The 13292-nt window shown below is 61.4% G+C and carries 11 protein-coding genes; 8 read left to right on the top strand and 3 right to left on the bottom strand.

What is annotated here, in order from left to right; translation table 11 throughout:
* Nucleotides 1-31: 31 nt before the first annotated feature.
* Nucleotides 32-673, bottom strand: coding sequence for an HD domain-containing protein (locus AB4037_RS30650; RefSeq protein WP_441774088.1), 642 nt, complete (start codon nucleotides 671-673; stop codon nucleotides 32-34).
* Between the two features lie 117 nt (nucleotides 674-790).
* Here AB4037_RS30650 and AB4037_RS30645 point away from each other — a divergent pair, with 117 nt between their 5' ends.
* The 7 genes from AB4037_RS30645 to AB4037_RS30615 all read left to right on the top strand — a co-directional run bounded on the left by AB4037_RS30645 (nucleotide 791) and on the right by AB4037_RS30615 (nucleotide 10284).
* Nucleotides 791-1759 (top strand): GlxA family transcriptional regulator, encoded by a 969-nt coding sequence (locus AB4037_RS30645; protein ID WP_441774087.1) that lies wholly within the window; start codon nucleotides 791-793, stop codon nucleotides 1757-1759.
* Between the two features lie 521 nt (nucleotides 1760-2280).
* Nucleotides 2281-2787, top strand: coding sequence for an RNA polymerase sigma factor (locus AB4037_RS30640; RefSeq protein WP_441774086.1), 507 nt, complete (start codon nucleotides 2281-2283; stop codon nucleotides 2785-2787).
* Nucleotides 2788-3026: 239 nt separating this feature from the next.
* Complete coding sequence (locus AB4037_RS30635; protein ID WP_441774085.1) at nucleotides 3027-3989, top strand: FecR family protein; 963 nt, start codon at nucleotides 3027-3029, stop codon at nucleotides 3987-3989.
* A gap of 135 nt (nucleotides 3990-4124) precedes the next feature.
* A complete protein-coding gene (locus tag AB4037_RS30630; protein WP_441774084.1) occupies nucleotides 4125-6509 on the top strand; it encodes a TonB-dependent siderophore receptor in 2385 nt (794 codons plus the stop codon).
* Between the two features lie 121 nt (nucleotides 6510-6630).
* Nucleotides 6631-7449, top strand: coding sequence for an ABC transporter substrate-binding protein (locus AB4037_RS30625; RefSeq protein ID WP_441774083.1), 819 nt, complete (start codon nucleotides 6631-6633; stop codon nucleotides 7447-7449).
* A 34-nt stretch (nucleotides 7450-7483) separates the two neighbouring features.
* Nucleotides 7484-9430: a Fe(3+)-hydroxamate ABC transporter permease FhuB gene (fhuB, locus tag AB4037_RS30620; protein WP_441774082.1), complete on the top strand. Its 1947-nt coding sequence runs from the start codon at nucleotides 7484-7486 to the stop codon at nucleotides 9428-9430.
* The gene (locus tag AB4037_RS30615; RefSeq protein ID WP_441774081.1) at nucleotides 9427-10284 is read left to right on the top strand and encodes an alpha/beta hydrolase; all 858 of its coding nucleotides are present in this window, start codon (nucleotides 9427-9429) and stop codon (nucleotides 10282-10284) included. Before fhuB ends, AB4037_RS30615 begins: the two co-directional genes overlap by 4 nt.
* Before the next feature lie 516 nt (nucleotides 10285-10800).
* Here AB4037_RS30615 and wrbA read toward each other — a convergent pair.
* Nucleotides 10801-11400: an NAD(P)H:quinone oxidoreductase gene (gene wrbA / locus AB4037_RS30610; protein ID WP_441774080.1), complete on the bottom strand. Its 600-nt coding sequence runs from the start codon at nucleotides 11398-11400 to the stop codon at nucleotides 10801-10803.
* A gap of 523 nt (nucleotides 11401-11923) precedes the next feature.
* Here wrbA and AB4037_RS30605 point away from each other — a divergent pair.
* A complete protein-coding gene (locus tag AB4037_RS30605) occupies nucleotides 11924-12427 on the top strand; it encodes a hypothetical protein (protein ID WP_441774079.1) in 504 nt (167 codons plus the stop codon).
* Between the two features lie 247 nt (nucleotides 12428-12674).
* Here AB4037_RS30605 and AB4037_RS30600 read toward each other — a convergent pair whose 3' ends face one another.
* Nucleotides 12675-13265, bottom strand: coding sequence for a TetR family transcriptional regulator C-terminal domain-containing protein (locus AB4037_RS30600; RefSeq protein WP_441774078.1), 591 nt, complete (start codon nucleotides 13263-13265; stop codon nucleotides 12675-12677).
* Nucleotides 13266-13292 lie beyond the last annotated feature (27 nt).

Below are 13292 nucleotides of genomic sequence, written 5' to 3'. Positions count from 1 at the left end.
GCCGCACAGCGTGTTGATGGCGGCGGCCGTTTCAACCGTGCCAGTGCGAGCAGCGAATGACGCTGCAGAAATTGCCGCGGTGGAAATGGGGCTCCTTGTCGGCGATGACGTCGGCCTTGACGTTGCCGAAAGTAGTCTGCGGCTTGTGCTTGATGCCGTCGTAGAAGGCCTGGATGATGTCTTCCTTGAATGTCGGCGTACGCGGAAAGGCGCTGACGACGGCCTCACGCTCGGCATCGGAATAGTGACTGTAGGTGAGCCCAAGCACGTCCATCTCGACGCCGGCTGTCACGAGGCCGACGACGGGGTGCATATGCTGCGGCACGCCCGGCGTGGTGTGGAGCGCGATCGCGGTCCAGACGGTGTAGGCCTCCTCTTCGGAAAGACCGTGGCTTCTCAGGAAGTCGCGCGCGGCATGGGCGCCATCGACCTCGAAACGCTCGTTCTTGCTGCTATGGCCGGGCATGAGGCCGAGATCATGAAACATTGCGCTAGCATAGAGAAGCTCACCATCAAATTTGAGCCCCTTCTGGATGCCCGCCAGCGCACCGAAATGATAGACGCGACTGGAATGATTGAAGAGAAGTTCTGTCTCACTATCGCGAATAAACTCGGTGATTGCCCGCGCCAACGTGCTGTCGGGGATCTTCGCTTCTTTCGGTATGAGTGGCATTGCCTGCTCCTGTATTTTCTACTCGCAGGCAGGCTAGAACTGGGATAGTTTGTCTGCAATCGATGTAATGTATCAAAAGCAGACAAATTCAGATCGAAGCGGACGTGAATGCAGGTCATGGCGAAAACGATCGTGATGGTGGCACTGCCGGGCGTGCAGCTTCTCGACGTCTCCGGTCCCCTGGACGTCTTCGCCGAGGCGAATGCCCAGGCCGGCCGTGAGATCTATCGCCTGCTCATTGCGGCGAGCGAACCGGGGCCGATCCGCGCCTCCTCCGGGGCGCGGCTGATGCCGGATCGCATCATCGACGGCGATACTGAGGAAGCGATCGACACGCTTCTCGTGGCCGGGTGCCCGAATGCAGCCGAGATGCCGGCGGATCGCGTCGTCGTCGACTGGCTACGCCGGAGGGCACCAATGGCCCGACGATTCGGATCGGTATGCAGTGGTGCCTTTTTCCTGGCGGCGGCGGGTTTGCTCGACGGCCGGCGCGTGACCACGCATTGGGCTGTGGCCGAGCAACTGGCAAGGCAGTTTCCGGGCGTCACGGTGGACGAGGACGCCATACAGGTCAGTGATGGAGCGCTACGCACCGCCGCGGGCGTGACGGCCGGCCTCGACCTCGCCCTTTCCCTGGTCGAGGAGGATCTCGGCCACGAGATTGCCATGCGCGTGGCAAGCCAGCTGGTGATGTTCTTCAAGCGCCCGGGCGGGCAGATGCAGTTCAGCCGCAAGGGCGAAGCCGTGCCGGCAGGGCGGGCTGCGCTTCAGGAGCTGCAGCGTTGGGTCGCAGCCAATCCCGGACACGGCCATAGTGTTGCGAGCCTTGCAAAGCGCATGGATCTCAGCCCGCGCCACTTTGCTCGCCTGTTTCGCAGCGAAGTCGGCATCACACCGGCAACATGGGTCGAGGAGGTACGGGTGCATGCGGCGCGGCGGCTGCTCGAACAGGGGCACGAAGCCCCCAAACAGGTCGCAGTACATTGCGGGTTCGCCGATGCCAACACGTTGCGACGCGCCTTCACGCGCCATGTCGGCGTAACGCCGGCGGAATATCGCAAGCGCTTCGCCCTCATCGCAGCCTGAACGGTGTCGGCCGGCTCGCCGAGCGTTGGGACATGCTTCAGGAGGAAGCGACCAAGGTCAATCCGTCAGCGGGCTGCCGACGTTAGGCAACGCCTTTCCCGCATGACCGCATTGAATTCTTTAGCTTCAATCGAGGAACTGGATTCATGAAATTCGCGGGCTTTGTGCCCATGGCGTGCTCGAGTTCGTGCCCCGTTGGGTGCGTACCGACCTGATGAACAGCCGCGAGGCAGAAGTGGCTATGCCCCTCGATGCCTTCGTTGCCGAGACGATGGCGGTTCTCGCCATCAACGCCCAGTCTAGAACTTATATAAAACATTGTTATTGCAAGAGAATTCCGAGAATGGCAAAGGGAGGCATGCTCCCTCAAGCTGGCCGATGTCGTGACTCAAGCTCCGTGCCTCTTCCCTTCGTCATCCCTCGTCCGTATCTGCGTGGATCTTGATGAGGAAATGTCTCCGCAAGCCTCGCCGCATGACCTGATGGCAAGTCGGCACCCTGGTCTCGGGAGAAACCAATAAGTGGGTCTGGACATCCGCACATTGTTTCAGCGCTACGCCAAGGAGATTTCCAACACGCTGCGGCGTAAGGGGGCCACGGCTGAAAATGCCGCCGATTTGACGCAGGAAGCGTTTCTCAGGCTACTTTCGGTTGGATCGCACACCGATGTGGATCATGCCAATCCCCGGGCCTTGCTTCATAGCATTGCACGCAATCTGCGCATTGATCAGCAGCGCCGCGACCGGCTGATGCTGAAGGACGACCTCGCAGACCAGGACTTCGCAGCGATCTCGGATGGCAAGCCGTCGCCGGAGACGATCGTCATCGACCGCCAGAACCTTGCGATCGTGGCAGCCGCGCTGGCGGAATTGCCGGATCGCACGCGCCGGGCTTTCCAAATGCACCGCCTGGGCGAGAAGACGATCAGCCAAATCGCAGGAGAACTCGACCTGTCGACAACCAGGACCTGGACGCTGATCCGTGAAGCCTATCTTCATGTTCGAGCTCGGCTGCGCGAGAAGGCCTAGAGCATCGCGTCAACGAGCGGGCGCCGATTTTCGGCAAAAACGATGCGACGACAATAACCTACAGCGTCGGGCCTCAACCCGAAATCGGGGCCGACGCCGTAGGTGCGGTGAAAGGCGTCAGCCAATCCGGCATTATGTGAAGCCTTGTCCGTGTTGGGAAAATCGTTTCCGCTCATCCGTTCTATTGATGTAGTCAGGAGTGGCTGGCTGGCGCCCGATCGTCAGCCCAAGGACCATCAATGAACGAAACTTCCCCCCAGGAAGATCGGCTGTTCGAGGAAGCAGCCGATCTCATGATCCGCCTCCAGAATGATCCGGCCAATCCGGTGTCCCGGGAGATGGTGAGGCGCTGGCGCGCCAGAGGCCCGGCCTATGAGAAGGCATGGCTCGAGGTTTCGGAAATATACGGCATCGCCGGTCGGGTCCTTGCCCCCGGTTATCAAGCTGAACCGCGCTTCCCGAGGGGTTTGACGCGTCGTAGTCTTTTGGCTGGAGGAATGATCGGGGCAGGGGCCCTGGCTGGCGGATATCTCGCTTTACCGGGCCTGATCCTTCGTGCCCAGGCGGACCATCTGACCGGCACGGCGGAAATCCGTCGCATCACGCTTCCTGACGGTGGCGCGGCAACGCTCGGTCCCGATAGCGCTATCGCTCTGCATTACGACAGTAGCCAAAGAACCGTCACCTTGTTGGCAGGCATGGCATTTTTTGAAGTTGCCAAGGATCCCTCACGCCCCTTCCGAGCCGCGGCCTCCGAGATGGTCGCCACCGCGCGCGGCACGGCTTTCGACCTCGGCAATGACGCCGGGCTCATTTCGGTTTCGGTGGAACACGGATTGGTCGAGATAGACCTTCCCGGCCCAAGTCTGGTCGATGGTAACCGGCTGGCACCCGGCCAATGGGCCACTTTCGACGAGCGCACGCGCCTTGCCACGCGGGGCAGCCGGGATATCCGGCAGATTGGCACCTGGCGCAGCGGCCAGATCCTGGTCGAGAACGAGCCGATCCGGGCGGTCGTGGCAAGGATCGCGCGCTGGCAACCGGGACGTGTCTTGATTGCCGATGCCGGTTTTGGCGCCAACCGCATCAGCGGGGTCTTCGATCCCAGCAATCCCCTGCGCGCCCTGGAAGCGGTAGTGCACCCGCTGGGAGGCCGGGTGCGTTCGATCGGCCCTTACCTCACCGTGATATCGCGCGCTTAAAAAAGCTTCGCAGAGGGGAGAAATTTCGCGCCCTCCATTCGTCTTCACTCAAGGGGCCCGCTCGCGATCCGATCGTCGAGTGGAGCTGGGCCCCGGTGTCGACGAGGAGGGTTATCGATGGTATTGGCTCGGTGCTTGCGTGGGAGCCTATCCGGCCGGGTGTTGTGGGTTGCCCTGACAGCTTCGAGCGCCATTGCCCACACACTGCTCCCAAGCCCGGCAAGCGCACAGGTCGCGCGGGTTCAATTCATCATCCCAAAGGGACCGCTCAGCCAGGCCCTGGCGGCGTTCGGACGTCAAAGCGGCCTGCAGATCACCTATCTGCCCGCGATCGCGCGAGACAAGTCATCGCCCGGTATCGCCAGCTCGGTCACGCCGCAGCAGGCGCTTTCGCGTTTGCTGCGTGGAACGGGCCTGTCCTACACTTTTACGAATTCGAGCACGGTCGCGATCACGGCGCCCATTGTCCGGGACGGAACGGCCAGCATCTCCGGCGCCATCGAGCTCGATCCGGTCGTGGTCCAGGGCAATGGCGACGGCAGCACCGGTTACGTTGCCACGCGTAGCGCGACTGGCACGAAGACCAACACGCCCCTGATCGAGACCCCGCAATCGGTGACGGTGCTCACCCGCAAGGAGCTGAACGATCGCAATGTGCAATCCTTGACGCAGGCCGTCGCCTACACGCCCGGCGTGCGTACGGAGTCCGCGGGTTTCGACTCCCGTTTCGACTCCTTCTCCATCCGCGGTTTCGACGTCACCTATAACGGTATCTATCGCGATGGGCTGCGCCTTCCCGGTGCCAACATGGCGGTCTTCAAGGTCGATCCCTACAATGTCGAGAACATTGCGGTGCTGCGCGGTCCGAGTTCGGCCTTGTACGGACTGGGATCGCCCGGCGGGCTGGTCGACATCACTTCCAAGCTTCCTGTCGATACGCGCTTTGGTGAAGTGACGCTGGAGGGTGGCAACAGGGACCACATTCAGGGCAATGTCGACCTTGGCGGTCCGCTCGACGCCGATGGAACGCTGCTCTATCGCCTGACCGGAACCCTCAGGGACGGGAAGGCCGCCAACGTCCTCGGCGGCGGCGATGACAAGCTGGCCGGCCTGGCGCCGGCCTTCACCTGGCGCCCGAACGACCAGACGACGCTGACCTTGCTCGGCGAATATCTCGAGGCCAAGACGCCGGCCGCCTTCCCCTATTACGGGTGGGCCGGTTCACCCTCGAACCAGTATTCGCAAAGCGATCCTGACTACAACAGCCTCGAGCAGACCCAATATCGCATTGGGTACCAGTTCGAACACAAGTTCGACGATACCTTCACTTTCAGGCAGAAGCTTCGCTACGGCAGCGTCGACACCGAGGTTCGCTATACCGGCGTCGGCAGTGTCGATACAGAGACGATGATCGCCAAACGCTCGCTGGGCTATGTCCATGACGTTATGGACTCATTCGCCGTCGATAACCAGCTTCAGGCTGATTTTTCCACTGGGCCCGTCGAGCATAAGCTGCTGGCTGGCCTGGATTATTCCTACCTGACACTCAACAGCCGCATCGGCTTTGGCGATGGGCCGGACCAGAATCTTGCGACCGGCGCTTCGCTTGGGCCGTTCATTGATCCAGCCTTCGACACCATCACGAGGCAGAAGCAGAACCAGCTCGGTCTCTATGTGCAGGAACAGGCCAAATACGACAAATGGATCCTGACACTGACCGGGCGGCAGGACTGGGTTGAAACCCGGACCCATATCCAAACCCGCGAGCCGGTGAGCAACACCCGGCAGAGCGAGTCCGACAGTGCCTTCACCGGGCGCGTGGGCCTGACCTATCTGTTCGACAATGGCCTTGCTCCCTACGTCAGCTATTCCACCTCCTTCAATCCCAACCTTGGTTCAGCCAACGGAATCGGATTCAAGCCCACGACCGGCAGGCAGATCGAGGGTGGTATCAAATATGCTCCCACCTGGTTCGACGGCATGGTCACTGCCTCCATCTTCGACATCACGCAGGATGGCGGCATCGTCTCCATCAACAATGTTTCGTCGCAGCGAGGCAAGATCCGCGGACGCGGCTTCGAGCTTGAGGCCGTGGCCAATCTCGGTGCCGGCTTCAGCCTGCGCGGTGCCTATACCTTCCTGGATCTGAAGACGATCACCGGGGAGGTTGGAACCATCGGCAAGGTGCCGACCGCGACGCCGCGCAACAGTTTCTCGACCTGGGTCGATTATCAGGCGCCTGGCGACATTGCCCTGGCAGGTTTCGGTGCCGGCCTCGGCTTGCGTTACCTCGGAGAAAGCTATGGCGACGCCACGAACTCCTTCAAGAACGAAGCGGTTGCGCTGGTGGATGCCAAACTCAGCTATGATCTCGGGCAGATCAAGCAGGGGTTGAAAGGCTGGGATGTGCAAGCCAATGCCCGTAACCTGTTCGACAAGAAATACACCACCTGCGAGGCCGGGTTCTGCTACCAGGGCGCGCGTCGGGTCATGACCGCCAGCCTGCGCTATCGCTGGTGACGTCTTGCAGTTCGGCAAACCTTCATGTCTCTCGCGCAGCCGCCGGGGCTTCATGACCGGAGGGCTGGCCGCGCTCGCGTATGGGCTTGGTGTTGCATCGGCAGCGCCGTCGGCCTTGCAAATGGCTGCGTATCCCGCGCGTATTGCCTCGCTCGACGATGGCTTGACCGAAACCCTGCTCGGTCTGGGCGTGACACCGGTCGCCATGCCGCAGGTCGAAGCCTGGAACGACTGGGTGGTCGAACCGCGCCTGCCGCCGGGCATCGTCGATCTGGGAACCGACCGAGAGCCCAATCTCGAACTCCTGACGCAGCTTGCGCCGGATCTGATCATCACCACGCCCTATCTGGCCGCAATCGAGCCTGTGATGGCACGCCTTGCACCGACGCAGACCTTCTCCATCTACGCCCCCCCAGGGGGACGTCCCTATGAACTGAGCGTCAGGGAAACGCTTCGGCTTGGCGCGTTGCTCGGGCGCGATGGCCCGGCACAGGCTTTGGTCGCAAAGAGTGCGGCGACGATGGCGCAGCTGCGCGACCTACTTCGTCGGGCCGCTGACAGGCCCTTGCTGGTTGTCAATTTCCTCGATGAGGGGCATCTGCGCATTTACGGCAAACGCAGTCTGTTCCAGGATGTGATCGAGCGATGCGGTCTTGCCAATGGCTGGACTGGCTCGACCAATTACTGGGGCTTTTCGACGATCGGCCTGGAAGATCTGGTCATAAATCCGGAAAGCCGGCTGCTCTACCTGGAACCGGTCGCCCCCGATATTCTACAAAGCCTCGAAAGCAACCCGGTGTGGAATAGCCTGCCGTTCGTTCGCGCGGGGCGCATCCATCGTCTGCCTGCCGTGTCGGCCTTCGGTATGCTGCCTTCCGCGATGCGCTTTGGTGCCTTGCTGGGCGCTCATCTTGCAGCTGCCGAAAATGCCAATGGTTGAGGACGCGCGCCGAGGGGGCCCCGCAGCTCTCACCATGATCCTGCTTGTAGCAGCGGGAGCCTTGAGCTGGTCGCATGCCGCCGGGCGCCTGCCCTTCGGAATTTGGCTTGAGGCCCTGTGGAGGGGGGACACCGCCGACACGGCCCAGATGCTGTTCGCCTACAGCTTCCTGCCGCGCCTCGTCGTTAGTCTCCTGTGCGGAGCCTCGCTGGGGCTGGCCGGCGCGCTGTGCCAGCTTTCATTGCGCAACCCTATAGCCTCTCCGACCACGCTGGGCATTGAGGCGGGAGCGAGCCTTGCCCTGAGCGTGGCGATGCTATGGGCACCATGGCTGTTTGCCTTCGGGCGGGTTTGGCCGGCTCTGGCAGGCGGATCGCTGGCAGCCACGGCCGTCCTGGCCTTGTCTTGGCGACAGGGCCTCGCCCCGATCTCAGTCGTTCTCGCGGGACTTGTCACAGGCCTCTTCTGCGCGGCTCTTACGGCCATGCTGACCCTCTTCAAGACCGAGTATCTAGCCGGGCTCTTCATCTGGGGCAGTGGTTCGCTCAGCCAACAGGGCTGGACGGTGGCGGCCAAACTCGCGCCTGTCCTCGTGGCGGCCGCACTGACCGCTGTTTTGCTGGTACGGCCCTTGACGCTGTTGACGGTTGACGACGCCAAAGCACGAAGTCTCGGTCTTTCCGTTGCTACCGCAAGGCTGTGTGCGCTGGCGCTCGCCGTCGGGCTCAGCGTCAATGTCGTCAGTGCGGTCGGCGTCATCGGCTTCGTCAGCCTCGCAGCTCCCGTGCTGGCCCGCTCCCTGGGAGCGCGGCGTGCGGGCCACCAACTGGTCTGGTCGACGACAATGGGCGCCGGCCTTCTGTGGCTCGTGGACCAAGGCGTTCAGACGGCAGACGCGCTATCCGGCCTCAGCCTCCCGACAGGCGCTGTAACGGCCCTGCTCGGCGCGCCTCTCCTCATCGTCTTGCTCGTGCGGCAAAGGAGTGTCCCGCTGGTGCCTCCACCTCCCTTCGTGGAGAAAGCGCCCCTTGCTCCCGCAATCAGTAACCGTCTCATCGGGTTGATGATCCTCTTGGTCATCGTCCTCGTGCTGTCCACCACGGTCGGAAGGGATGGCGGAGGGTGGCATCTGAGCCTCGGCCATGAGTTCGATAGGTTGGTGCCCTTGCGGCTGCCTCGCGCGATTGCGGCTCTGGCAGCAGGCACGATGCTGGGCCTGGCCGGATGTCTCCTTCAGCGGCTGACGGGAAATCCCATGGCCGGTCCGGAAGTTTTGGGTGTCAGCGCAGGAGCAGCCTTCGGCCTTGCCGTTGCGTTGTTTTCCCTGTCCACGGTCGGGCAAGGCGCACAAATGCTTGCAGCATCGATCGGCGCTTTCATCGCACTGGCAGCCATCCTGGCTCTCGACCGCAAGGCAAGCCCTGATAGAGCGTTGATTGTCGGAATAGCGTTTGGCGCCATGTTTGACGCCATGATCAACGTATTGATGGCCGGCGGGGATCCGCGTGCGATGCTGCTGTTAAACTGGATGATGGGCTCGACCTATTCGGTGGATGCCACGGCAGCTCTTGTGAGCATCGGTGCGGCATCAGTGCTCTTTGGCGGATTGTTGCTGACCGTGCGCATGCTGACCATCCTGCCGCTCGGCAGGGGCATGTCGCTGGCTCTCGGCCTCAATCCTACGCACAGCCATGTCCTCACCCTGGGCTTGAGCGCCCTCCTTGCCGCCATGGCGACTTTGATCGTAGGGCCGCTGAGTTTCGTGGGCTTGATGGCACCGCATCTGGCGCGTCGCCTCGGCATGCGTCAGGCCCTGGCGGAACTGGCAGGGGCAGCCATCATAGGAGGGCTGGTCATGGTCGCAGCCGACTGGTTCGGCCGCACCATTGCCTTCCCGCGGCAGATTCCGGCTGGATTGGCGGCATCCTTGATCGGAGGCCCATCCTTGATTTGGCTCTTATCACGCAGGTCACCATCATGAGCACACCAGCCCCTATCGCCGACACGATCTATTTCGATCTGACCCCAGCATCGAAGATGCCGCCCTATCGCATTTTCCTGCGCATTCCCAAGGAAGCACCGCCGCCACAGGGGTGGCCCGTCCTCTATTTCCTCGATGCCAACGCCATCGTTGGAACGATGGTCGACATCGTACGTGTCCAGGCGGCCTATCCACTTGGCACCGGTATCATGCCGGGTGTTCTGGTCGGTATCGGCTATCCCACGCCGGAAGCCTATGACAGCGTCCGCCGATCCTGGGACATGGGTCCTCCACCCGGCATGACCTATCCGCCTCACACACAGGATGGCCCCGAGGTGCGCACCGGGGGAGCCGACCAGTTCCTGGCGTTCATCGAGGACGAACTCAAGCCCGTGATCGCATCCCTAGTCCCCATCGACGGAAAGAAGCAGGCCATATTCGGCCATTCCTTCGGTGGTCTGTTCGTGCTGCATGCTTTATTTCGCAAGCCCGAAGCCTTCTCGGCCCGGATCGCTGCGAGCCCCGCGATCTGGTGGGAAGGGGCTGGTATCGTGGACGAGGCCGAACACTTCGTGGCGCGAACGCAGGCAAAACCCTCGGGACGGCTGCTGGTGATGGCCGGCGAGTACGAACAGCGGCTGGCTCCTTTTCAAGTCGGGGCGATTGACGCGGCCGACCGCGTCCGAGGCTATGAAGACAGCCGGATCGTCGACAATGCCCGGGCCATGGTGCACCGCCTGGCCGGCGTGCCGGGCCTTGTGGCATCCTTTCAATTGCAGGACGGCGAAAACCACATGTCGGTGCTGCCGGGCGCCATCAATCAGGCGGTCCGCTTCGCGTTCGGTTCATCGTGATATCTGTATCAAATAGGTTTCTTGGGTAAGTTGGCTTTGAGGCCGACGCTTTGCGTAAAATCTCATTGGCCTGACGAAGCTCACGATTCTCCCGTTCAAGAAGCTTTATCTTCTCTACGACGTCACTCGGCTGACCAGTTCGCTTGCCGCACGACCTCGGTCTTCTTTGCCCATCCGTGCAGCGTCTTCGGCAAGCAACCTATCTTGGCTGCGATCGATGAAACAGCTGCCGATCGCGACGAGAGATCAGCCTTGTGATCCAAAACCGTTCGAATGGCCCACTCGCGGACTTCAGGTCAAAACTTGTTCGTCGTCTTGCCCATATTGGCTCCAATCTCTCTGTGTCGAAGCCTCCGGCAAACCCGGTGCGGTTCACGGGAGGCTGCATCGGTTCAAGCACGGCTTTGCCTTCGAAGTCCTCGGGCATGGCTTCTCCTTTGCAAAGGTTTAGCCTTCGCATGAATTGGCTCGGCAATATCGGTTGGAATTGCGGGGTATGCGGCCCGGCCTTTCGGATCAGTCGAAAAGCTTGGCCGCTGTTCGCGCAACGATTTCGCCCTGATGGCGGGCGCCCTGGAGTTCGATTTCGGAGGGCTGGCGCGAGCCATCACTGCCAGCAACCGTGGTTGCGCCATAAGGAGCGCCGCCGACGATCTCCTTGAGAGTCATCTGGCCCGCATGGCTGTAAGGCAGGCCAACGATGATCATGCCAAAATGTAGCAGGTTGGTGATGATCGAGAACAGGGTGGTTTCGTTTCCGCCATGCTGGGTTGCCGACGATGTGAAGGCCGCGCCCACCTTGCCGGTCAGGGCACCGCGTGCCCACAGCCCGCCGGCCTGGTCGAGAAAAGCCGCCATCTGGCTGGACATCCGGCCAAAGCGCGTGCCTGTGCCGACCACGATCGCGTCATAATGTTCGAGGTCCGCGATGCTGGCGACCGGCGCCGCCTGGTCGAGCTTGAAATGAGCGTTCCTTGCAATGTCCTCAGGAACGGTTTCCGGCACACGCTTGATGTCGACGGTAGCGCCGGCGGCGCGAGCACCGTCTGCCATGGCATTGGCCATGCTCTCGATATGCCCGTAGGACGAGTAATAAAGCACGAGGACCTTGGCCATGATGGGATCTTCCTTCCGGTGAGGGGGCTTTCTGCTGGCTCGTTGAGATATCTGTGCCGTTTTCGTAGCTCGGCGCAGTCCTTGATGCTATCCCCTGGTTGAGCTGGTGTCCCCTGCGAAGTCGATCCTTTCGCCCCATGACGGAGCGAAATTCTACTGGATCGGCAGGCCAGACGTCGATTTCTACAATAAGCTGTTGATATGATTGCGAATTACAGAGATTCGCTGCGATTTTGACTCTCAACGAAGAAGGCCTCAGGCTGCATTGCAAGCGGTTGCGTTTTAGTTTGAATAATTCCAGAAAGAGGCTCTATAGTACCATTCCATTCCTGAAATTTTCCCAATGTAGGGCGGGGATGGTGAGGACCGATGGCCTACCTACGGATCGTGATAATACGGGGCGATCATCGCAGCGAGGGGGTTTCGATGCGTCAATTCTGGAAAGACAATGGCTGCGTCGCTCTACCGTTCCTTCGCACCAGCATAGCTCGGGCGGGTTGCTCCTCCAGCCAGGAGCGGCACCATGAGCACACTTAACGTCACTCTGATCGTCATTCACACCTTGATCAGCATCGCCGCGATTCTTGCCGGCGTGCCCGCCGTGATGGACCTTTTCCGCTCGCGTGCGAACTCGGGCTCGACATGGTTCTTTTTGATCACCGCCATCCTCACCAGTGCCACCGGCTTCATCCTGCCGCTGGCCGGCCTGACGCCGGCCGTGATCGTCGCTATCATCGCGCTGGTCATCCTGGCTGCCGTACTCATTGCCAGGACCCGCCTCCTTGCCGCCGCCTTCTGGCGCTGGATCTATGCCGGCGGCATGGTTGCCAGCCTCTACCTTCTGGTCTTCGTCGCCATCGCCCAGGCCTTTGGTAAGGTTGGTGTGCTGCACGAGGCCGCACCGACGGCTTCAGAGCCGCCCTTTACGATCACGCAGGGCCTGACATTGCTGTTCTTCGTAGTGCTGGGCCTTGCGGCGGCGGTGAAGTTCCGTCCGGCGGTTGCAGGAAGATACGCGGCGGCTTGATCCCGCCGACGCAGGGCAGTGTTCGGTAGCCTGATCCCTGGTGCGGGGTCGACATTCGCAACGATCGCAAATCCGGCATGCAACTGGGCGGTCGTCAGGCCGTCAGGGCTCGCCGAAGAGGGCGGCAGGTTGGGCCGGCACCCTGGATTTCCTGTCGGAGCAAGGCCAGAACGACAAAGCGACGTGGGATCAAACAGGGAGCATTCCGGCGGGTCCAAAGGACCGTGACCCGCCTGTCCGACACGTCCTACGATCCCTTTGCAAATATCCTGGTGAACGCAATCTTCTTGAAACGCTCCAGCGGCTCTTCGCTCTGTTCCACTTTCATGCGGAGAATGGCCCCCTCCCAGGACGTCAGCAGGAAATCCGCCAGATCCTGGGGAGAGAATCGATCTTCGATCTCCCCCGCTTTTTGCCCTTCCGCGATGCATTCTTCGAAGGGGCGGAGCCATTCGCGGTAGATGGCGACAAGCCGCTCGCGAAGCGGCTCGCTGACCTGAGAGACCTCGATGCTGAAGTCGCCGATGAGGCACCCACGCAAATAGCCATCGGCGGCCAGCCGGTCGGTAATGATGTCGAGATAGCGCAGCAACCGGCCGCGCGGGGAAAGCGAGTGGTCGCCCAAGGCCTCTTCGACGATTGCCTGGGTCTGCATGAAGTAATGGTCGAGGACTTCCTGGGCGAACGCCTCTTTCGATCCGAAATGGTTGGTGAAGGAGCCTTGCGGCACGCCTCCTTCCGCGACGACGTCGCGTATTCCGGTCGCATGGTAGCCCTTGCGGAACATTATCCGCATTCCGGCTGCGATGAATTCGTTCTTGTTCGATGGCTTCGGCATGCATTGACAATACGCACGATCGTATTA

This window comes from Labrys sp. KB_33_2, assembly GCF_052114505.1.
In the GTDB taxonomy this organism is placed as follows: Bacteria; Pseudomonadota; Alphaproteobacteria; order Rhizobiales; family Labraceae; genus Labrys.
The sequence above is the reverse complement of the archived record's forward strand: the minus strand, read 5'-3'. Positions and strand labels throughout refer to the sequence as shown.

Coding starts and splice junctions, on each gene's coding strand:
- AB4037_RS30615 (WP_441774081.1), top strand. CDS start 9,427: ATGAGCACACCAGCCCCTATCGCCGACACGATCTATTTCGATCTGACC.
- fhuB (WP_441774082.1), top strand. CDS start 7,484: ATGATCCTGCTTGTAGCAGCGGGAGCCTTGAGCTGGTCGCATGCCGCC.
- AB4037_RS30645 (WP_441774087.1), top strand. CDS start 791: ATGGCGAAAACGATCGTGATGGTGGCACTGCCGGGCGTGCAGCTTCTC.
- wrbA (WP_441774080.1), bottom strand. CDS start 11,400: ATGGCCAAGGTCCTCGTGCTTTATTACTCGTCCTACGGGCATATCGAG.
- AB4037_RS30605 (WP_441774079.1), top strand. CDS start 11,924: ATGAGCACACTTAACGTCACTCTGATCGTCATTCACACCTTGATCAGC.
- AB4037_RS30635 (WP_441774085.1), top strand. CDS start 3,027: ATGAACGAAACTTCCCCCCAGGAAGATCGGCTGTTCGAGGAAGCAGCC.
- AB4037_RS30625 (WP_441774083.1), top strand. CDS start 6,631: ATGGCTGCGTATCCCGCGCGTATTGCCTCGCTCGACGATGGCTTGACC.
- AB4037_RS30600 (WP_441774078.1), bottom strand. CDS start 13,265: ATGCCGAAGCCATCGAACAAGAACGAATTCATCGCAGCCGGAATGCGG.
- AB4037_RS30650 (WP_441774088.1), bottom strand. CDS start 673: ATGCCACTCATACCGAAAGAAGCGAAGATCCCCGACAGCACGTTGGCG.